This is a genomic window from Cytobacillus sp. FSL W8-0315 (assembly GCF_038002905.1).
Classification (GTDB): Bacteria; Bacillota; Bacilli; order Bacillales; family Cytobacillaceae; genus Cytobacillus; species Cytobacillus pseudoceanisediminis.
Genome location: NZ_JBBOOC010000001.1, coordinates 4,103,717 through 4,125,601 on the forward strand (window position 1 = coordinate 4,103,717; position 21,885 = coordinate 4,125,601).

Here is a 21,885-nt window from a genome sequence, read left to right on the forward strand (position 1 = left end):
TTATCGTTTTAAATTAACAAGCTCCTGCAGAATTTCATCTGATGTTGTAATAATGCGAGTATTTGCCTGGAACCCGCGCTGAGCTGTAATCATTTCAGTGAATTCTTCTGAAAGGTCTACGTTGGACATTTCCAGGGTTCCGGAAACGAGTATTCCTGCACCGTCTTCTCCTGGGGTTAATGGGACTGCATCACCTGAGTTTACAGTGTCCTTATATAGATTGTCTCCAATTTTTTCAAGACCGCCATTATTATTAAAGCGTGCTATTCCAATTGGTCCGGCAGCCTGCAATGTATCGTTACCATCTATTAAGAAGTTTATAGTTCCGTCATTCGATATACTTAAGCTTTTAATTACGGTAGCATCCCCTCCATTTAATTGGATAGCTGCCCCATCAGCTCCTTTTATTTTATCTCCTGATGCCGTAACAAGGTTTGCATCATCATCAAGATACAAATTTCCAGCGCGGGTATAATAGGTGTTATTCCCTCGCTGAACCATCAAGTAGCCATCACCTTGAATCCCTATATCCAATACACGGCCAGTGGTTTGCAGGCTCCCCTGTGTATCAATTGTATCTATAGATGATAATTGCGAACCAAGACCTACCTGCTTAGGATTGATACCGCCCGAATTTTCTCCGCTTCCTGTTGCACCTGAAATAGTCTGACTCACCATATCTTTAAAATTCACGCGACCTTTTTTATATCCAAATGTATTAACATTCGCAATATTATTCCCAATAACATCCAGCTTCGTCTGAAAGTTTTTCATCCCGCTTATACCTGAATACATTGAACGTAGCATTAATTTTTGCTCCTCTCTTTAATGCTGCTTCTGTCAGTCGGCAGCATAGGCTTCCTTAAAAGGTCCAGCCCTTATTTTTATTGATCCAGAATTATGGTTCCGTCAATATTAGTGAATATTTGTGTTCGAGTTTCCTTACGATCCATCGCAGTGATTACTTTATTATTCTTAGCACTGACTACAAGTGCTGCGTTATCGAGCAATACCAAGGATTCTTTAACACCCATTGCCTTGGCTTCCTTTACCTTTTCTTCAATTTGCTTCCACCGCTCTGCACTTATATGTATACCTCTCTGTTCAAGTCTCTGCTTTGCATGTTTGCTGACAATTAAATCGCCCTCAGTCTGCAAGGCTGTTTGGAGGTGGTCAGAGAATTTATTATGTGATTGCTTAGAAGTTTGAACAGCATTCCCCTTTGGTGTTATTACCGGCTGGGTGTGGATCGGACGAAAAATAAGTTTATCCACCCACTCACTTCCTTTTATTCATTTAGTTGAGAAATATTTGCAGGTTCAAGCTTTGTTCCATCATCCAAAATAAATACTGCTGTATTATTCTTATACTGGATAGAAACTACTCTTCCAGTTCCCTCTTCAATAATTGGCTCCTCGTTTGGTTCACTTGATTCAGTCAATTTATGCCAGGTGACATTTTTGCCTAAAAAGTTATTGTAAGTCATTAGCTGGTTCTGTTCCTGAAAAGCCACTAACTTCTCCATCGTCTTATTCATATTAGTCATCTGCTCCAATGATGAAAAGGTTGCCATCTGTGCAATAAAGTCCTTGTCCTGCATAGGGTTCATTGGATCCTGGTTTTGCAGCTGTGTCATTAGAATTTTTAGAAAATCATCTTTGCCTAATATATCTGAGCCCGTTTTTCGGGGTTGGCTTTGGTAGTTTGATAGCATTAGGGAAGAATCTATTGTGTTTGCCAATTACTATCACTCCTATGCTTCTGTATTAAGAAGTGCTTCTTCAAAAGAGCTGTTAAATTCGCTCTCAGGCTGCAGATCATTCTCATCCTTGTTCTGCTGCTGCCTCTGTTCCTGCTGCTGGGGGTCCCTGTTAAAGGAGCGATCCTGCTGCGTCATTTGCTGAGAGATTTCAATTCTCTCAATCTGAATGTTTTGTGAACTGAAGGCCTGCTTTAGACCATTAATATGTGAATCAAGAATTTCTTTGGCGGAGCCAGTTGATGTAAGTATCCTGGCAATCATTGCAGAGTCCTTTTGAATAAGCTCTATGCGCAGCGCTCCAAGATGTTCAGGATTCAGCTTGATAAATAACTTTTGTGTTCCTCCCGTTTTGAGAAAGCTGCTCTTGGATAATATGTTTTCAAATTGCTGCATAAGCTGATCTGGACTTACTGTCCTTCCCTGCGGATTCAGCAGAGCCATCTGTTCCGGTTTTGAAAATGATTGGACCTGAACGAATCCCTGCAAAGCAGTTTCCGGTCTGTTAATGATTTTATAGGCTCCCTTACCCAAATTTTCATTAGCAGAGCTATTTTGTTGTTTTGCAGTGTTTAATTCGTTTGCAAGCGGGGTAAAAACCTTTTGTATCATACTGCCTTTATCAACAGAAGTACTGTTTATTAACCCATCAATTTTTACTTGGACATGATTTAGAAATTCCTTCAGATTGATTTTGCTGCTGAAAAAATCCTTCTTTGCAGACAGAATATCAAACAATTTCAAAGCTTTTAATGCTCCGCTAAAATCTTTTCCCTGCAGGATCATGCCTTCTTTCTGATCAAAATTTGAGATTGCTGAAATTAATAATTGGATTTTGCTGACACCATCTAAATCTTCTACAGAATATACATCTTCAAGCTTTACACCCGGCAGAACCTGGTCCATAAAACCCTCCAGCATCTGCACCAATTCTTCCTGTGAAAGATTTAGCTGCTCTGAAATGACCACTATAATGTCAGATTCTGTTTGCAGGGAAATCTTCTCCAAAAGCCCACTTCCGTTTTCTAATTCGGTGATCTCACTCACTTTAAGAAACTCCATTAATTCTTTTAACTGTTCGATCTTCTCCTCATCAGCTGCTGCAGGTAAGCTTTCTGCTTGCGGTTTGGCAGTTCCGGTTAAAGAAAAGAAAAGACTCCCAAAACCAGTGCTGCTCATATCTTGAAGAGATCTTTTATCTTCCGATGAATATTGTGCCTGAATAAATCCTAATCCTCCGATTTGCACTTAAATTCACCTCCTCTTAAGACTTTTTGTTAATTATTCGAACCGCTTTTTTCTTTGGCAGCGGTCAGGAGTGCTGTATACCGTGCTGCATCCTCCGGGTTCATCTTCTCCATAATGGCAGCCAGCGTGTCAGAATTAACATTTGATAATATTTTTACAGCTTCTTCATCCTTCATCTCTGTTAAAATGGGTGCTGCTTTTTTAGCGGAAATATTTTCATAGGTCTTTACGATATCTTTAAATGCTCGCTTGTTTTCTTCCTTTATTGCCGTAAGCTCGTTGATTTCTTCTTCCAGCCTCTGCTTTTCGAGCCCTGCTCTTTCTAATTCCAGGTCTTTGCTGTCAAGCTGGCTTTCCAGTTGAGATATCCTTGCTTCTCGATCCTTAACTTCTGCCTGCAGTCCGATGAGCTCCTCCTCCATCACTTCCTGTGAATGGGATTTCTTGTCATCAAAAACGGAAGCTAAAAATGGCACCTTTTGGCTATATTCTCTGGCTGTTTCAAAAATATTGTTTCCTGATAATGTAAAAACCAGCAGGGCTACAGTTATTCCGAAAAGGATCGGAATCAAGAAAACGAATATAAACCATTGAAACCTGCTTGTTTTGGGTGTCTCTTGTTCTTCTGGCATTCTTTCCATTTAACCACCTAATTTCCTCGATTCATATACAGCTGAATCGAGATATCATCCATTTGCCTTCCTTCTGCTTGTTTCATGCTTTCCAAAAAGCCAGTTAAATCTTTTTCCTGCATTTTTTCATATTTCTTTACTTCAATATTCTTTTCCATTAGTTTTTCCTGCTGGAAATTCATTTGGGTTCGCGCATTGGCGACCATTTTTTGATAATGGTCAATGGTTTTTTCAAGGCTGCTCACAAAATGCTGGTGATGCCTGATTTCCTGAACCGGAAGACCTTCAGCCAGTCTTGATTGCTGATATTCCTCCAGATCCTCTTTCTTTTTCAGAAGATCGTACAGTTTCCTGGCAGTTTCTTCAAATCGTTTGACAGCCTGATTGTATACATCAAACGCCTGATCTTTTTCTCTTTCTTTTATCTTCAAGATTTTATTGAACTTAAATTGATACTGCAATTTTTATTCCCCTTTTCCAGCTAATCCTTTTAATTGGCCAATGCTTTCCAAGATAGAAATTTTTTCATTCGTTTCTTGTTTCAAGAAAGAGATAATCGAAGGATATAATCGAATGGCTTCGTCTATTTCCATCGATGATCCGCGCTTGTAGGCTCCAATATTAATCAAATCCTCTGCATTTATATATGTGCTAAGCAGTTCCCTTACTTTTTCTGCTGATTTAATATGGGAGGCATCTGCAATATGGTTCAGAACCCGGCTTACACTTTTCAGGACATTAATAGCCGGATATTGCCCTTTGTTCGCTAACGCCCGATCCAGAACAAAGTGTCCATCCAGGATTCCCCTGACTGTATCAGCGATTGGTTCATTCATGTCGTCACCGTCGACCAATACGGTATAAAATGCAGTTATAGAGCCATATTCATTTGTTCCTGTTCTTTCAAGCAGCTTAGGAAGAACAGCGAAAACCGAAGGTGTATATCCTTTTGTTGTTGGCGGTTCACCGACTGCGAGGCCGACTTCACGCTGCGCCATAGCCACCCTGGTTACTGAATCCATCATTAACATGACATTTAAGCCTTTGTCCCTGAAATACTCAGCAATTGCTGTGGCAGTGTATGCACCTTTAATTCTCATGAGTGCCGGCTGGTCTGACGTAGCTGCCACCACGATGGACCTTTTTAATCCTTCCGGGCCGAGATCCCTCTCAATAAACTCCCTAACCTCTCTGCCCCTCTCACCAATAAGTGCTATCACATTTAAATCTGCATTAGTATTGCGGGCTATCATTCCAAGAAGTGTACTTTTTCCGACACCGCTTCCGGCAAATATCCCGACCCGCTGCCCGTTTCCAACTGTCAGCATGCTATCGATCATCCTTACTCCTACTTCAATAGGTTCAGAGATTGGCGGTCTTTTCAAAGGATTAGGAGGCGTTTGTTCGGTTAGTACTGGCGTTAAACCCTTTGGCAAATTCCCCCCATCAAGAGGCTGTCCCAGTGAGTCTATTGCCTTTCCTATAAGAGCAGGACCAATTTTCACCTCAAGAGGTCTCGAGGTTGTCTCGACAAGAGAGCCTGGTGAAATATCCTGTACGTCTGTATAAGGCATAAGAATCACATTCTCATTCTTGAAACCGACTACTTCAGCCTGGATCCTTCTTGTCCGTCCTTTGCCAATATGAATAATGCATACATCCCCTATTGAACTTTCCGGACCTTGAGACTCAATCATCAAACCGACTACTCTTTTTACTCTGCCAAAACGCTTAAAGCTATCAATTTTATCCACCTCGTGGATCAGCTGTTCAAGTTTCAATTGAGTTCACTCTCCAGCATCTCAAAGAGTTTTCTTTTTATTTCTTCTAACTGGCTGTCAACACTGGCCTCAATTCGTCCATTTGCTGATTCAATAATGCAGCTTGTGTTGCTTAGTTCCTCATTTGGATATATATATAAATCTGTCTCTTTTGGAAATACCCTGGTTAGTTCATCCTTATGGGATAGAATCATATCATAATGCATAGGGTGTACATGGAGCTGAATCTCAGTGTATTCTCTCGCTTCCTTTATTGCTCTTTTTACAATGGAAAGGAATTTGTCACTATTTTGTTCAAGAACTTCTCCAAGAATTCTTTCTGCAACCTTTAACCCCAAATTTAGAATGGTCTGTTCTGATGATTCGATATGCTGCTGATAATCATGTTTGGCTGAGTTTACAACTTCTCTTGCCATATGAATCAGTTCGCTGTATTCCCGGAGACCGCTTTGTCTGCCTTCATCAGCTCCAGCAGCAAATCCCTCAGAGCGGGCTTCCTCAAGAACCTTTTGTTTTTCCTTTTCTAGCGCTCCTAGCTGCTCCTCAATTTGCCGTGTCATATTTTCTGAATCTACTCTCGCAGTATTCACAATCCTTTCAGCTTCCTCACGGGCACTTTTCAGCATGGCCTGAAGTTCTTCGTCAGTTCTAACCGCGTTTTGCTCCATTGCATCAGCAATTTGATTTGAATTGCTTTGCAGAAGTCTAATAGAAATGACTTTCTTTTCTTCTTTCGGCACTGCGGAAGAATATGATTTAATAAGCCTAGACAATAATATCATCCCCTCCGCCGCGAGCGACGATGATCTCTCCTGATTCTTCTAGTCTTCGGATAATGCCGACTATTCTTGATTGAGCTTCCTCAACATCTCTTAATCTTACAGGACCCATATATTCCATCTCGTCCTTAAAGGTTTCAACCATTCTGGATGACATATTTTTAAAGACGATTTCCTTAACTTCATCACTGGACACCTTCAATGAAAGCATGAGGTCCTCACTTTCACAGTCGCGGATAACACGCTGGATGGCGCGGCTATCAAGCGTTACGATGTCCTCAAATACAAACATTCTCTTCTTAATTTCCTCAGCAAGCTCTGGATCCTGAATCTCCAGTGCATCCAGAATAGTCCTTTCTGTCGCCCGGTCAACCCCATTAAGAACATCGACAACTGATTCAATTCCGCCAGTCTGAGTATAATCCTGTGTTACAGTAGAAGACAGCTTTCTCTCGAGAATCTGTTCAACTTCATTGATAATTTCCGGAGATGTACTATCCATAACGGCAATCCTTCTTGCAATATCCGCCTGCATTTCCTGCGGCAGCTCTGACAGGATTTGCCCGGCCTGCGCTGGATCCAGATAGGACAAGATCAATGAGATTGTTTGCGGATGTTCATTTTGTATGAAATTCAAAATTTGTGCCGGATCTGCCTTTCTGGCAAAATCGAATGGCCTTACCTGAAGGGAAGACGTCAATCTGTTAATAATGGCTGAAGCCTGCTCGGTGCCAAGTGCTTTCTCGAGAACTGTTTTCGCATAACCAATACCGCCCTGAGAGATATAGTCCTGTGCCAGTGCAATTTGATGGAATTCTTCAAGTATTTCTTCTTTAGCAAACGAATCAACTTTTCTGACCCCGGAGATTTCCAGTGTAAGCTTCTCAATTTCATCCTCGCTTAAATGTTTATAAACAGAGGATGCAACATCAGGACCAAGTGAAATAAGAAGAATTGCCGCTTTTTGTTTACCTGTTAGTTCTCTTTGCTCTTTTTTTGGCATTTTTCATCCTCCTTAGTCTTCTGCGATCCAAGTGCGAAGCAGTTTTGCAAAGTCTTCAGGCTTTTCCTTCGCCATTTTTTCCAGCTGCTTGCGTCTCACTGTACTTTCTGTTTCATGCTCTTCATTTACATCCGGAAGATTGAATGTCTCTGCAGTTTGTACTTCCATCTCTTCTTCTTGCTTCTGCCTCTTTCTCGCTTTAACAAAAAGGAAGATTAATAGAACAATGATTAAAAGCAGTACTCCTCCGATTGCATAAATCCACCAAGGAATGCTGGTGCTTGTCTCATTTGTGAACTCAACTTTACCATTGAAAGGCTGTACTGAGACGACAATCTTATCCTGAATTGCCTCATCTGTTAATTCTGCATCAGCTGCAGCATCCTTATTAATGGTTGTACGAACAACAGTCCCAAGTATCTGGGTAATATCATTAATTCTTTCCTGCGGAAGTGATGCAGGATCATCTGCCGTCGGCGGCTCCACCATTACCTGAATGCCTAGGTCTCTGACTTTATACGGGCTTTCGACAATTTCCCTGCGGATTTTATTTACTTCATTATTAATAGTCTCTTCTATCCGTTCATAATCACCGCTTGAATCCCCGGTCGCTACATATGAATCTGTCCCAACTGGTTCATCGTTTCCTCCCAGCGCCGGAGTTCCTCCTGCCCCTTCGCCATTGCCGGTAAAAGTCTCCGTAATCTTTTGAGCACTGATAGCTATACCTTCCATATTTTCTTCATCAACAGGCGTAACCAGGTTTTCTTCCCTGTTTTCCTGTGTGAAGTCAATATCAGCGGTTACAGATACAACAACCTTATCCTGCCCCATTAAAGTGCCCAGCATATTTTGCACCTGGCGCTGTACATCGCGTTCTATTTCTTTTTTAATTTCGTGCTGTGCTGCAAAAGTGCTTTCTGATGAAGAATTTTGTTTATTTTTTAAGTCAAAATACTCAAAAAACTGATTGGTAATGACGATATTATCAGTGGGAAGATTTGGTATACTTTTCGCAGCCAGGTGATAAAGCGACTGGATTTGCGATTCTTCAAATTGATAGCCTGGCTTGGTGTTAAGAACAATAGAGGCAGATGCTTCCTCCGAAGAATCATTTACAAAGATGCCTTTCTCCGGAAGGTTAATCATTACCTTGGCATCGTTTACTCCATCGATCCCTTTCATCAAATTCGCAAGCTCAGTCTGCATTGCTTCAAGCTTTAGAACATTAAATTCGTTTTCAGTCATACCGATGCCGGCATTCTGGCTGAAAAATGAGTAATCAATGCTTCCGGATTTCGGAATTCCTTCAGCTGCCAGTTCTACCTTCAGAGTATCCACTACCTCTTCAGGTACTTTGATCGTTGTTCCCCCATCTGCAATTTCAGATACAACGCCCCTGGTATCGAGACTTTCTTTGATCGTCCCAGTCTCCGAGGGAGTTAAATTGCTATAAAGAGGAACTAGAGTAGTCCTAGTACTTAGGAATGCGGCAGCCGCAATCAGCAATATACATATCGCAGCGGCACCAATCATAACCGTCTTTTGTTTTTTTGTCCTGCTGCTCCAGTATTCTTTCACTTTACCTATATATCTCTGTAGTGTCTCATTCATTACAATCCTCCGGTTATTCTGTCTAAGCTAATAACCGCCATAACTAGTTTTTAGCTTTAATCATTTTCATTCATGAAAAAATTGAAAAAATCTCACCATAAGTGGATCCTTTCAATTTTTTTAATTTTTATTCCAAGGGAACAGCTGTAAAATTAAACTTGCATTCTCATCGCTTCCTGATAAGCTTCAATTACTTTATTTCTGATTTCCAGTGCAGCCTGCATTGTAATGCCCGCTTTCTGTGATGTAATCATCACCTGGTGAAGATCGACATTTTCTCCCTTTGCTAGCTTTTCAGTCATAACATCTGACTGAATCTGTGCATTATTAATTTTTTCAATTGATTGCTTTAAAACGGACGAAAAACTTTGCTGAGCATCGAATGCTGTATATGTATGAGTCTTTTGATTTTCAGCAGGCTTTAAAGCATTCACTGGCATAAAAGTTACATTATTCATTTAACGTTCTCCTTATTTGCCGATTTCCAAGGCTTTCATCATCATGCCTTTAGAGGCATTAAAAACAGTTACATTGGCTTCATAAGATCTTGTCGCACTAATTAGATCCGTCATTTCTCTTAAAGGGTCCACATTTGGCATTTCAACATATCCATCCTCATTAGCATCGGCATGGGTGGGATCATAAACCATTTTAGTTGGCGTCTCCCGATCTTCTACAATTCTTGATACCTTTACACCGTTTCCTGCAGAGCTTTCGCCTCTTCGGCTCATTGCCATATTTAAAAAAGATGAAAATTGTCCTTCTTTCGGTTCCAATACTACTGATTTCCTTCTGTAGGGTCCATCTCCATTCACACTTCTGGTAGAGTCCGCATTGGCCATATTAGAAGAAATTACATCCATGCGGAGCCTTTGGGCAGTAAGTGCCGATGCTGTGTTATTCATACTATGAAACATAGACATTACTATTTTCCTCCCCGCAATACATTCTGCAGACTAGAAAACTTGCCGCTAACCCGTTCAATCACTGCATTATAGTAAATCTGATTTGTAGCTAATTCCGCCATTTCCTTATCTACATCTACACTATTGCCATTATGATTGTAAGAAGCATTGCGTTTTGTAATTACACCTTGCGCTGAGGATAATCCATTCTTAAAATCGTAATGCCTGATGTCACTTTTGTTTGCTTCCATTGATCCTTCTAGAGCGCTCTGAAAAGCTTCTTTAAAGCTTGCATCTTTTGCTTTATAGTTTGGAGTGTCTGCATTTGCAATATTTTGAGATATTACCTTTTGCTTCAGCGAAGAGTAATCCAATGCTTTTTCTAAAGTTGATATAGTGCCTGAAAACAGTTTCAATCATAACACCTCATATAAAAACAATTTTTATCATGGTAATTATTGTAGAAATTTGGTGATAATGGACAAATTATGTCATCATAAACATTATTGTAATGAATATGAAATAATATGTCTATGAACATAAGGTTAATTTTAATGATTCTTTTGTCCTATTTTCCGCAAATCCTTTAAATATGCTGAAAGTTATATTGATTTATTTCTATTAATTACCAATGGCACATGATTCTTTCTCCCAACTGAAATTCACCTACATCCTCTTCGTGGTTCTTTTGAACTATTTATTTTAAACATGGCAAATGCTTATAATGTAAAATAAGTCTAAAATCCTTATAAAAAATGATAAAAATGCATAAATTTACCAACAGCTTATGTAATCTATTTGTAATAAAAAAACCCGTCATTTAAGGACGGGTTTTAGAGGACTATATTAGTTAGATTTAAGTTTTTCTAATTCAACCAGAAACTTATCGTTTAGAACTTTGATATAAGTACCTTTCATACCTAAAGAGCGGGATTCAATAACCCCTGCACTTTCCAGTTTTCTTAGAGCATTTACGATTACTGAACGCGTAATGCCTACACGATCAGCAATTTTTGATGCTACAAGAAGCCCTTCGTTGCCATTAAGCTCTTCAAAGATATGCTCGATCGCTTCCAGCTCACTGTATGAAAGTGAACTGATTGCCATTTGTACAACAGCCTTGCTGCGTGCTTCTTCTTCAATTTCTTCAGCTTTTTCACGAAGGATTTCCATACCAACTACAGTAGCACCATATTCAGCAAGAATTAAATCATCATCATGGAACTGTTCCTGTAATCTGGCAAGAATTAATGTACCCAGACGCTCACCGCCGCCGATGATTGGAACAATAGTAGTCAAACCGCTTGCGAAAAGATCCTTGTTTTCAACCGGGAATGCAGTATATTCGCTTTCTACACCCAGATTTGATGAAGTTTCCTGGATGTTAAATAAATTTTTAGTATATTCTTCAGGGAATTGACGATCTGCAAGCATTTGCTTCATACGCTCATTTTCAATTTGCTGGTTTACAGCAAATCCAAGCAGTTTGCCTCTTCGGCTCACTACGAAGATATTTGCTTCGATTACATCACTTAGTGTTTCTGACATTTCTTTGAAGTTAACCGGTTTTCCGGCCGCTCTTTGGAGCATTGCATTAATTTTTCTTGTTTTTGTTAATAAATCCATTGTATTTCCTCCTATTTGCTACAACCATAAACATATATTTTGTTAAGATTAAATAACTTATTACTTCTTGAAGATTCGTAAAAAATTTAAGATTCATTCCTCGTGTACCCTATGACATGGTTCTTTAAACAATGGGTCATAGAATAAACTGGCTTAAATCCTTATTGCGGGAAATGGCTCCCAGTTTCTCCTCAACATACTGAGGGGTAATTGTGATTTTTTCCATTGTGACATCCGGTGCTTCAAATGATAGATCCTCAAGCAGTTTTTCCATGATCGTATGAAGACGCCTAGCACCAATATTATCTGTATTTTGGTTAACTTCGAAAGCAAATTGAGCAATCCTACGAATAGCATCGTCAGAAAATTCAATTTGTATACCTTCAGTTACCAATAATGCTTCATATTGTTTTATTAATGCATTATCGGGCTCAACGAGTATTTTGTAGAAATCTTCAACGGTTAGTTTCGTGAGCTCCACACGGATCGGAAAACGTCCCTGTAATTCAGGAATCAGGTCGGAAGGCTTAGCCATATGGAATGCCCCGGCAGCAATAAACAATACATGGTCTGTCTTTACAGAACCGTATTTGGTTACTACTGTTGAACCTTCTACCACCGGCAAAATGTCTCTTTGAACCCCTTCCCTTGAAACATCAGCTGAAGAACCTCCGCTGTTTTTGCTAGCTATTTTATCGATTTCATCAATGAAAATAATTCCTGACTGTTCAGCGCGGAATACAGCCTCCTGGCCGACTTCGTCCATATCAATCAGCTTTTGGGCTTCTTCATTTGTTAAGATCTTTCTTGCTTCCCGTACAGTCAGTTTCCTTTTCTTCCTTTTTTTCGGCATAAGGCTGCTGAGAGCATCCTGCATATTCATGCCCATTTGCTCCATACCAGAGCCCTGCAGCATATCAAACATGGAAGGCTGCTGCTCCTCTACTTCAACGGTAATTACTTCATTTTCCAATTCGCCAAGAGCAAGCTTCTCTTTTACAATCTTGCGTTTTTCCTGGAGGTTTAAATCTTCTGTCTGATACGTATCCTGCTGCTGATCATTACCTCCGCCAAATAGCATTTCGAGAGGATTTTTATAGTTAGCTGCCTTTTTGGCACCCGGTACAAGCAGTTCAAGTATGCGGCGGTTGGCACTTTCTTCTGCTCTTTCCTTTACACTGGCCATCTTCTCTTCTTTAACCAAACGGACTGATGTTTCTACAAGGTCCCTGACCATGGATTCAACATCCCTGCCCACATATCCGACCTCGGTGAATTTGGTTGCCTCCACTTTAACAAATGGTGCACCGACCAATTTAGCCATTCTGCGCGCAATTTCAGTCTTTCCTACACCAGTCGGGCCAATCATCAGTATATTTTTAGGATTTACTTCATCCCGTAATTTTTCTTCAAGCAAGCTGCGGCGATAGCGATTTCTAAGTGCAACAGCGACTGCTTTTTTTGCATCTTTTTGACCGATGATAAATTGATCCAAACGCTCAACAATTTGGCGGGGAGTTAAATTTGTTCCTTTACCCATGCAACAGCACTCCTTTTATTAGAGTTCTTCCACAATGATGTTGTGGTTTGTATATACACATATTTCCGCAGCCATTTCAAGCGAGGCCTTCGCAATTTCTCTTGCTGACAGGTGTTCGCCTGCAAATCTCTTTAAAGATCTTCCAGCTGCGAGGGCATAGTTGCCTCCTGATCCAATAGCCAGAATTCCATCATCCGGCTCAATCACTTCACCTGTACCGGAGATAAGCAGCAGACTATCCGTATTCATAACAATAAGCATTGCTTCGAGCTTGCGCAAAACCTTATCGCTTCTCCACTCTTTTGCAAGCTCAACAGCTGCTCTCTCAAGGTTTCCATTATACTCTTCAAGTTTTCCTTCAAACATTTCGAATAATGTAAATGCATCGGCTACTGAGCCTGCAAATCCAGCCAGCACCTTACCATTAAATAGCTTTCTGACTTTTCTTGCAGTGTGTTTCATCACAACTGCATTTCCAAAGGTAACCTGGCCGTCGCCGGACATTGCACATTCTCCATTATGATGCACAGCAAATATTGTTGTAGCATGAAATTCGGACATGAAAGACTCCTCCTTTGGAGCATATTGCCTTTGATTTTTTTCTGCAGACTAGTTGGTATTGACTTTCTTTTGCTAAGCCCGCGGATGATGGGCCATATAAGTTTTTTTCAAGTATTCATTCGTAACATGTGTATATACCTGGGTTGATGATAGAAATGCGTGTCCAAGTAATTCCTGAACTGTTCTCATATCAGCCCCATTTGCCATTAAATGCGTCGCAAATGTGTGGCGAAGCATATGGGGATGAATTTTGCCTGTTAAGGAGGATTTCTCGATTATTCTATCCAGTATAGTCCTGATTCCCCTTGCTGTAAGCGGACCACCCCGGGCATTCAGAAACAAATTTTCCTGCACGTTCCCATTGGCAAGCAATTTTTTACGTCCATGGTTTATGTATGTGTCAAGTGCATCCTGGGCAAAGCTTCCGAAAGGGACATACCGCTCTTTACTGCCCTTGCCGCGGACTAGAACCGTTGATAGATACATATCCAGGTCTTTTAAGCGGATTTGGCTGCACTCGCTGACGCGGATGCCGGTTGCATACAATAGTTCAAGAAGTGCCTTATTTCTTTGCCCTAGAGGAGTGCTGGCTTCACAAGCATTGAAAAGCTGCATCATTTCCGCCTCATAGAAAAATTCCGGCAGCTTTTTCTGCGCTTTCGGAATCGAAACAAGTGCAAAAGGATTTTCAGCGACTTTTTCTTCTCTGAGCAAAAATTTAAAAAAGCTCCTTAAGCTTGATATTTTCCTGGCAACTGACTTACGGGACATTTTTTTATCGTAAAGTTCAGTAAGATATATCCTGACATCCTGATATGCGACTTTGGTTAAATCAGCAATGGCTTGTTCAGCCATGAACATAAAAAATTCACTAATATCATGCTGGTAATGCTCAATAGTATATTGTGAATAATTTTTCTCAATTTGTAAATATTCAATAAACAACTTTAAAGAAACGTTCACATTTTCAGACATTAAATGTTCACCTCGCAAGGGCTACTAAATAGTATCACAACTCAGCAGCCCAACGCAACATAATTTACAAATTTTTCACAAAGTTCTGAATTGTTCCTAATGCTCTCTCCGCATGCTTCTCATTTCTTTCTTTTTTTCCTCTGATTTTTTCAGGAAGTTCAGGAAACAAACCAAAATTAGCGTTCATTGGCTGGAAACTTTTCGGGTTAGCAGTGGTAATATAACGCGCCATGCTTCCAATCGCTGTCTCATGAGGAAACTCTATAGGATCTTCTCCTTTAACAAGCCTTGCAGCATTGATGCCTGCCACAAGTCCGCTGGCAGCAGATTCAACATACCCTTCAACCCCTGTCATTTGCCCTGCAAAGAACAAATCATCCCGGTTCTTGAATTGATATGTTGCGCGCAGAACTTTTGGAGAGTTGATAAATGTATTCCGGTGCATAACGCCATACCTTACTATTTCAGCATTTTCGAGACCAGGAATCAAGCGTATTACTTCTTTTTGCGGCCCCCATTTCAAATGTGTCTGGAAACCTACAATATTATAAAGAGTTCCGGCAGCATCATCCTGTCGAAGCTGAACAACTGCATATGGCCTTTTTCCTGTTTTCGGATCTTCTAAACCTACTGGCTTCATCGGGCCAAAGAGCATTGTTTTCTTTCCCCTGTTTGCCATGACCTCTATTGGCATACAGCCCTCGAAAAAGATTTCCTTTTCAAATTCCTTTAATGGAACTGTTTCGGCCGTGGTAAGAGCCTCATAAAAACGGTCGAATTCTTCTTCTGTCATAGGGCAATTCAAATATGCCGCTTCTCCCTTATCATACCGTGATTTCAAATAAACTTTATTCATATCGATTGAGTCTTTTTCTAATATTGGAGCAGCCGCATCATAAAAATATAAATAATCTTCTCCGGACAGCTCTTTTAATTTTCCGGATAGGTCTTCACTTGTCAGCGGTCCAGTAGCAATTACAGTTGGCCCTTCCGGAATATCTGTCACTTCTTCGTTGATTACCGTTACATTCGGATGATTTTTGACTTGCTCTGTAACACGAGCGGCAAAATCATGCCGGTCAACTGCCAATGCGCCCCCAGCAGGAACGGCACTGCTGTCAGCTGAATGAATGATAACAGAATTCAGCTTCCGCATTTCTTCTTTTAATACACCAACTGCATTTGTTAAAGTATTTGCACGCAGAGAGTTGCTGCAGACAAGTTCTGCAAATTTATCTGTGTGGTGGGCAGGAGTCTGCCTTACTGGCCTCATTTCATAGAGCTTTACTTTTATTCCCCTGCTGGCCAGCTGCCACGCGGCCTCACTGCCTGCTAATCCCGCTCCTATTACATTTACTGCTGTATCTTTCATAAAATGAACCTCCATATATACTTATGATGACGATGTCATGATTAATTTATATTTTTTAAAAACAGTCTCTCTTACTTTACCCTGTTCTTATTCATTTTGCCATTTTACAATACGATTTAAAAATAAAAAAGTTTCGTGAACGATTTGAAGCTAATATACTTTGAAACAAACCAAAAGGAATACACCGGCTGGAAGTATTCTGGATACACATCCCGCAATAGAAAAGAGTGAGCATTTAAGCCCACCCTTAACTTTGCTTTTCTTCCTTATAGTCGCATTCAACACACTGAACCTGGACACCTTTTTTGAGTTTTTTCTCAACTAGAAGGTTATCGCATTTAGGACAGCTTCTTGGCAGCGGCTTATCCCATGAAATAAAGTCACATTCAGGGAATCTGTCACAGCCGTAGAAGATCCTGCGTTTTTTGCTTTTTCTTTCTATAATATTTCCTTCTTTGCACTTCGGACACTTCACACCAATATCCTTTACAATTGGTTTGGTATTGCGGCAGTCAGGGAAATTGCTGCATGCCATGAATTTTCCATAGCGCCCCATCTTGAACACCATTGGATTTCCGCATTGCTCACAATCTTCACCTGCAGGTTCATCCTTAATTTCTACTTCCTGCATTTCTTTTTCCGCTATCTCAAGATTCTTTTCAAAATCTTTATAGAATTCATCAATGATCTGTACCCAATTGACCTTGCCTTCTTCAACATAGTCCAGGTCCTTTTCCATCTTTGCTGTAAACTCGATATCAAGGATTTCAGGGAAGAATTCCATGATCAGCTCAAGAACAATTTCCCCCAGTTCAGTCGGAATAAAACGTTTGTTGTCCAGAGCAACATAACCCCGTTTTTGAATTGTGTCAAGAGTCGGAGCAAAAGTGGATGGCCGCCCAATTCCCTGTTCTTCAAGTGTTTTTACCAGCCTCGCCTCAGTATACCTTGGAGGAGGCTGAGTGAAGTGCTGTTTGGGTTCGATGTCTTTTTTAAGGACTTCATCCCCTTCTCTCAGGTCTGGGAGCATATTATCTTTTTCCTCTGACTGATCATCTGTACCTTCAACATAGACTTTCATAAATCCAGGGAACTTCACTTTTGAGCCTGTTGCCCTGAAGATCACTTCTCCATTCTTTAAATCTACACTCATTGTGTCCATAACAGCTGGTGCCATTTGGCTTGCAACAAAGCGTTCCCAAATGAGCCTGTATAATCGAAGCTGATCACGCGACAAGTATTCTTTTAAACTTGCAGGCGACCTTAGTGTGCTTGTCGGGCGGATGGCCTCATGGGCATCCTGGGCGTTGCTGTTTTTCTTTTCTTTTTTCTTTTCACCCTGCAGGAATTCTTTTCCGTAAGAATTTTGAATATAATCTGCTGCTTCATTTTGCGCAATTTCAGATATGCGTGTTGAATCAGTTCTCATATAAGTAATTAAACCAACAGTTCCTTCTTTGCCGAGGTCAATTCCCTCATAAAGCTGCTGTGCAAGCATCATGGTTTTCTTGGCACGGAAATTTAATTTCCTTGCAGCTTCCTGCTGAAGTGAGGACGTAGTAAAAGGGGCGGCAGGATTCCGCTTTCTTTCCTTCTTGGTAACCGATGCCACCTTAAATTTATTGCCCTTCATTTTACTTAATATATTTTGAACATCGCTTTCAGACTTCAATTCCACTTTTTCATTCTCCAGCCCGTAAAAAGCTGCATCAAAGGCTGTTTTTCCTTTTAGGAACTCTCCGTCAATGGACCAGTACTCTTCTGGTATAAAGTCCTTAATTTCCTTTTCGCGGTCGATAATCAAACGGACTGCAACAGACTGTACTCTGCCCGCACTTAATCCTTTTTTCACTTTCTTCCATAATAATGGGCTGATATTATAACCGACTAACCGATCAAGCATCCGTCTTGCCTGCTGGGCATCAACAAGATCCATGTTGATTGGCCTTGGATGCTTAAAGGATTCTTTAATGGCATCTTTCGTAATTTCATTAAAAACAACACGGCAGTCCGAAGTAACGTCCATATCCAGGCTATGTGCCAGATGCCATGCAATTGCTTCCCCTTCTCTGTCGGGGTCAGCCGCGAGATAAATTTTCTTGGCTTTTTTGGCCGCTGACTTAAGTTCCTTTAAAACTGGGCCCTTTCCACGAATGGTTATGTATTTTGGTTCAAAATTATTTTCCACATCTATGCCCATTTGGCTTTTAGGAAGATCCCTGACATGTCCCATGGAAGCTTTAACTTTATATTTTTTTCCTAAATAACGCTCAATCGTTTTTGCCTTTGCAGGTGACTCAACGATTACAAGAAACTCTGACATCAGTAGTCCTCCTTGAGAGGGATTTTTAAACATTCAGGCAAAATCATCTTTGAATGCTGCATTTTTTACATGCTAAACTTGCCTGCTTTCATTTATCACTAACCTATATTAAACAGCCTCTGGGTTGGATATTTACATCCTGAGGAGCGGCTTAAGTGTCTTATAGCATAATTGAAGTAATATTGCTTATTCTTCGCCAGCTTGCTGATATCATCAGCTTTACTGCTTGAGTATTGAAATATTCATTATTATTCTACATTCTATTCAAGTTTGTCAAACTTAAGCGGATTATTTCCGCAACCGTTTCCAAGAAAATATTCTAAAGCGAATAAAGAAGCAGACTTTTTCTTTCCATAATACCTGTTGCAAAATGTATAACAGTTTTAATAGAATTTCAACCTTTTTGTAAAAAATCCTTTAAATTAACACATTTAAAATGAGCTGAAGTAAGAAAAAGGAGCACTTAATCTATAGCAAGGCTCCTATTTCATTTTCCTGATTAGTAAAGGAATTCTTCTAAGATCTCCTCAGCTGATTTTACCAATTTAGCGCCTTGCTGAATTAATTCATTAGTTCCCCCAGAGAATGGGCTAAAGATATTTCCAGGGACTGCAAAGACTTCTCTTCCTTCATGAACCGCATAATTTGCTGTAATAAGGGAGCCGCTTTTGCTTTTAGCCTGGATTATCAATGTGCCTCTGCTAATGCCGCTGATGATTCGGTTTCTCATTGGAAACTGCCATCTCGAGGGTCTTGTGGCTGGCGGATATTCAGAAATAACCAGCTGATTTTTCATCATTTCATATGCTAGCCTTTGATTAGCCTGAGGATAAATATGGAACAGCCCGCCAGCTATGACACCAATTGTTTTCCCTTTATTTTTGATTGCTTCCTTATGTGCAATGGCATCAATACCAGCTGCCAGCCCGCTTACAATAATAACCCCTTTTTCGATAAGCTTTGGAAACATGTATTGAATTGCTTTTTCTCCATACTCTGTTGCCTGTCTGGAACCGACAACGGCCAGGTGAGTTCCGCTATTCAGAAGACTGATATCACCTCTTGCATAAATAACCCATGGCGGCTGATACGTTTCTTTTAATAGAATCGGATATTCCTTATCAAAAATTGTAATGGTTTTAATGCCATTTGGTGAATATTGGCGAATTTGTTCCTGGATTTGATCTGAATGAAGATCTTGGAGTACATTTGAAAGAGAATCTTTGGTGGTGAATAACTGGGGTATTATTCGGAAAAGGGTATGATTATACATACAATTTAATTGGGGATCTTTCTTAAGAATGTTATAAATCATCTTCCAGCTCATTCCTCTGCAATGATGGAGATGGGTGAGCCTCATATTAAATTCATTCATGGGGAGCCTCCTGAATTTTTTTATAAAGCGGGGTATGTGCGGGGATAAACGGATTTGGCAATGCAGAAATAGTCCCTCAAACAGAGGGACTACTCTTAAGTTATTTAAATAGGATTAATGAGTTTTACACTGATCATAAAGGCCTTTTTCTTTTAAAACCTTTATCAGGGTTTCACCCATTACGGATGGAGTATCTGCTACTTGAATACCGCATTCATTCATAACACGGATTTTTTCATCAGCTGTTCCTTTGCCTCCTGAAATAATTGCACCGGCATGGCCCATACGCTTACCTGGAGGTGCAGTGCGACCGCCGATGAAGCCTACAACAGGCTTAGTCATGTTTGCTTTAACCCACTCTGCAGCTTCTTCTTCAGCTGTTCCGCCGATTTCACCAATCATGATTACAGCATAAGTTTCTGGATCTTCATTAAATGCTTTTAATACATCAATGAAGTTTGTTCCGTTAACCGGGTCTCCGCCGATACCAACAGCAGTGGACTGGCCGATTCCAGCCTGTGACAGCTGGTGTACCGCTTCATATGTCAATGTTCCAGAACGGGAAACAACCCCAACATGACCTTTAGTATGGATATATCCAGGCATAATGCCGATCTTACACTCATCAGGAGTAATAACACCAGGGCAGTTAGGACCTACAAGGCGAGTCTTCTTGCCTTCCATATAACGCTTAACTTTAACCATATCCAATACAGGAATATGCTCGGTGATACAAATGGCAAGATCCAATTCTGCATCTACCGCCTCAAGAATAGCATCTGCAGCAAATGGAGCTGGAACATAGATAACGGAGGCATTGGCACCTGTAGCCTTAACTGCTTCCTCCACAGTATTGAAGACAGGAACACCTTCTACTTCAGTACCGCCTTTACCAGGAGTTACACCGCCGACAATTTGCGTTCCGTATTCAAGCATTTGCTTAGTATGGAAAAGGGCTGTTGAACCAGTAATCCCTTGAACTATAACTTTAGTATCTTTATTAATAAATACGCTCACGTTAATTCTCCTTTCTGGTCTAAAGAGTGCCATTCTGTACTCAAAGGTCATAAGCAAAAGCTCTTTCAGGCAAACAAGCCTTTCGGATTCCGCCAAATGCCTTAGACACTGAACGGCCGCTCAATTTTGATTCCTAGCCTACTAAAGAAACGATTTTTTGTGCGCCGTCGGCCATTGATTCAGCCGCAATGATATCGATATCGGATTCAGCAAGGATCTTCTTGCCCAATTCAACATTTGTACCTTCCAGACGTACAACTAAAGGCACAGTCAAGCCTACTTGCTTCGCTGCTTCCACTACGCCAGTGGCGATGACGTCGCACTTCATGATTCCGCCAAAGATATTAACAAAAATACCTTTTACGTTTTTATCAGAAAGGATGATTTTGAAAGCTTCAGTAACCTTTTCAGCAGTTGCACCGCCCCCAACATCAAGGAAATTGGCCGGGTCTCCGCCATAGTGTTTGACGATATCCATAGTAGCCATCGCCAATCCTGCACCGTTAACCATGCAGCCGATATTTCCATCAAGGGAAATATAGCTCAGGTCATATTTGGATGCTTCGATTTCCTTTGCATCCTCTTCTTCAAGGTCACGAAGAGCCATGATGTCCTTTTGACGGTAAAGAGCATTTCCATCAAAGTTCAGCTTTGCATCCAGAGCCATTACCTTGCCGTCTCCAGTTACTACTAATGGATTGATTTCAGCGATAGAGCAATCTTTTTCAATGTAAGCTCTGTATAAGCCCATCATGAATTTAACAGCTTGTCCGACAAGCTTTGATGGGATATTGATATTAAAAGCGATTCTGCGCGCCTGGAATGCTGTTAAACCAAGCACAGGATCAATTTCTTCCTTGAAGATTTTTTCAGGCGTCTGTTCAGCTACTTCTTCGATTTCTGTGCCGCCCTCTTCAGAAGCCATTAAAACTACGCGTGACGTTGCGCGGTCCAAGACTAGACCAACATAATATTCCTTCTTAATGTCACAGCCCTCTTCAATCAGTAAACGCTTTACTTCCTTGCCTTCCGGGCCTGTTTGATGTGTAACAAGTGTTTTCCCCAGGATTTCACTTGCATATGTACGAACTTCGTCAAGATTTTTGGCAACTTTTACACCGCCAGCTTTACCGCGTCCTCCGGCGTGGATTTGTGCTTTTACCACACATACCTCAGTGCCAAGTTCTTTAGCAGCTTCAACAGCTTCTTCTACTGTAAATGCCACTTTTCCGTTCGGAACTGCGACCCCGTATTGTCTGAGGACTTCTTTACCTTGATACTCATGTATATTCATTTCCCATCCTCCTATCTAACTCTTCAAAAAAATAACTGCGCTTTCATTTTATAAAATGACACAACCCTTGTCTACCATTTA

The 21,885-nt window shown here is 40.7% G+C and carries 22 protein-coding genes; all 22 read right to left on the reverse strand.

Annotated features, from left to right (window positions below; all coding sequences use genetic code 11):
* Positions 1-807 carry a flagellar basal body rod protein FlgG gene (gene flgG, locus MKY20_RS21095; RefSeq protein ID WP_009330752.1) on the reverse strand — a complete coding sequence of 269 codons (807 nt, stop codon included), beginning with the start codon at positions 805-807 and terminating at the stop codon, positions 1-3.
* Between the two features lie 77 nt (positions 808-884).
* Positions 885-1,274, reverse strand: coding sequence for a TIGR02530 family flagellar biosynthesis protein (locus tag MKY20_RS21100; RefSeq protein ID WP_019381765.1), 390 nt, complete (start codon positions 1,272-1,274; stop codon positions 885-887).
* A 14-nt stretch (positions 1,275-1,288) separates the two neighbouring features.
* On the reverse strand, positions 1,289-1,741 hold the full coding sequence (gene flgD, locus MKY20_RS21105; protein ID WP_251266689.1) for a flagellar hook assembly protein FlgD: 453 nt from the start codon (positions 1,739-1,741) through the stop codon (positions 1,289-1,291).
* Between the two features lie 12 nt (positions 1,742-1,753).
* Positions 1,754-3,007, reverse strand: a complete 1,254-nt coding sequence (locus MKY20_RS21110; protein ID WP_009330755.1) for a flagellar hook-length control protein FliK — start codon at positions 3,005-3,007, stop codon at positions 1,754-1,756.
* Between the two features lie 29 nt (positions 3,008-3,036).
* Positions 3,037-3,648 (reverse strand): MotE family protein, encoded by a 612-nt coding sequence (locus tag MKY20_RS21115; protein WP_009330756.1) that lies wholly within the window; start codon positions 3,646-3,648, stop codon positions 3,037-3,039.
* Between the two features lie 8 nt (positions 3,649-3,656).
* Positions 3,657-4,100, reverse strand: coding sequence for a flagellar export protein FliJ (fliJ, locus tag MKY20_RS21120; RefSeq protein WP_009330757.1), 444 nt, complete (start codon positions 4,098-4,100; stop codon positions 3,657-3,659).
* A 3-nt stretch (positions 4,101-4,103) separates the two neighbouring features.
* Entirely contained in the window at positions 4,104-5,420 is a 1,317-nt protein-coding gene (gene fliI / locus MKY20_RS21125) for a flagellar protein export ATPase FliI (protein WP_251266690.1), read from the reverse strand.
* A complete protein-coding gene (fliH, locus tag MKY20_RS21130) occupies positions 5,417-6,202 on the reverse strand; it encodes a flagellar assembly protein FliH (RefSeq protein ID WP_009330759.1) in 786 nt (261 codons plus the stop codon). The genes fliI and fliH overlap by 4 nt, the downstream gene beginning before the upstream one ends.
* Positions 6,186-7,202, reverse strand: a complete 1,017-nt coding sequence (fliG, locus tag MKY20_RS21135; RefSeq protein WP_019381762.1) for a flagellar motor switch protein FliG — start codon at positions 7,200-7,202, stop codon at positions 6,186-6,188. Before fliG ends, fliH begins: the two co-directional genes overlap by 17 nt.
* Before the next feature lie 12 nt (positions 7,203-7,214).
* Positions 7,215-8,816 (reverse strand): flagellar basal-body MS-ring/collar protein FliF, encoded by a 1,602-nt coding sequence (fliF, locus tag MKY20_RS21140; protein ID WP_251266691.1) that lies wholly within the window; start codon positions 8,814-8,816, stop codon positions 7,215-7,217.
* 152 nt (positions 8,817-8,968) lie between these two features.
* Positions 8,969-9,274: a flagellar hook-basal body complex protein FliE gene (fliE, locus tag MKY20_RS21145; RefSeq protein ID WP_341002942.1), complete on the reverse strand. Its 306-nt coding sequence runs from the start codon at positions 9,272-9,274 to the stop codon at positions 8,969-8,971.
* A 12-nt stretch (positions 9,275-9,286) separates the two neighbouring features.
* Positions 9,287-9,739 (reverse strand): flagellar basal body rod protein FlgC, encoded by a 453-nt coding sequence (flgC, locus tag MKY20_RS21150; protein WP_009330763.1) that lies wholly within the window; start codon positions 9,737-9,739, stop codon positions 9,287-9,289.
* Between the two features lie 2 nt (positions 9,740-9,741).
* Positions 9,742-10,137, reverse strand: coding sequence for a flagellar basal body rod protein FlgB (gene flgB, locus MKY20_RS21155; protein WP_009330764.1), 396 nt, complete (start codon positions 10,135-10,137; stop codon positions 9,742-9,744).
* A 430-nt stretch (positions 10,138-10,567) separates the two neighbouring features.
* Positions 10,568-11,347: a GTP-sensing pleiotropic transcriptional regulator CodY gene (gene codY, locus MKY20_RS21160; RefSeq protein ID WP_009330765.1), complete on the reverse strand. Its 780-nt coding sequence runs from the start codon at positions 11,345-11,347 to the stop codon at positions 10,568-10,570.
* A gap of 136 nt (positions 11,348-11,483) precedes the next feature.
* Positions 11,484-12,887, reverse strand: a complete 1,404-nt coding sequence (gene hslU / locus MKY20_RS21165; RefSeq protein WP_009330766.1) for an HslU--HslV peptidase ATPase subunit — start codon at positions 12,885-12,887, stop codon at positions 11,484-11,486.
* Positions 12,888-12,905: 18 nt separating this feature from the next.
* A complete protein-coding gene (hslV, locus tag MKY20_RS21170; RefSeq protein ID WP_009330767.1) occupies positions 12,906-13,448 on the reverse strand; it encodes an ATP-dependent protease subunit HslV in 543 nt (180 codons plus the stop codon).
* Between the two features lie 72 nt (positions 13,449-13,520).
* Complete coding sequence (gene xerC / locus MKY20_RS21175; protein ID WP_019381760.1) at positions 13,521-14,423, reverse strand: tyrosine recombinase XerC; 903 nt, start codon at positions 14,421-14,423, stop codon at positions 13,521-13,523.
* A gap of 64 nt (positions 14,424-14,487) precedes the next feature.
* On the reverse strand, positions 14,488-15,795 hold the full coding sequence (trmFO, locus tag MKY20_RS21180) for an FADH(2)-oxidizing methylenetetrahydrofolate--tRNA-(uracil(54)-C(5))-methyltransferase TrmFO (protein ID WP_251266692.1): 1,308 nt from the start codon (positions 15,793-15,795) through the stop codon (positions 14,488-14,490).
* 247 nt (positions 15,796-16,042) lie between these two features.
* Entirely contained in the window at positions 16,043-18,118 is a 2,076-nt protein-coding gene (gene topA / locus MKY20_RS21185) for a type I DNA topoisomerase (protein WP_009330770.1), read from the reverse strand.
* A 499-nt stretch (positions 18,119-18,617) separates the two neighbouring features.
* Positions 18,618-19,493 (reverse strand): DNA-processing protein DprA, encoded by an 876-nt coding sequence (gene dprA, locus MKY20_RS21190; RefSeq protein WP_009330771.1) that lies wholly within the window; start codon positions 19,491-19,493, stop codon positions 18,618-18,620.
* A gap of 114 nt (positions 19,494-19,607) precedes the next feature.
* Positions 19,608-20,510 carry a succinate--CoA ligase subunit alpha gene (gene sucD, locus MKY20_RS21195; protein WP_009330772.1) on the reverse strand — a complete coding sequence of 301 codons (903 nt, stop codon included), beginning with the start codon at positions 20,508-20,510 and terminating at the stop codon, positions 19,608-19,610.
* Positions 20,511-20,643: 133 nt separating this feature from the next.
* The gene (gene sucC, locus MKY20_RS21200; RefSeq protein WP_009330773.1) at positions 20,644-21,804 is read right to left on the reverse strand and encodes an ADP-forming succinate--CoA ligase subunit beta; all 1,161 of its coding nucleotides are present in this window, start codon (positions 21,802-21,804) and stop codon (positions 20,644-20,646) included.
* Positions 21,805-21,885 lie beyond the last annotated feature (81 nt).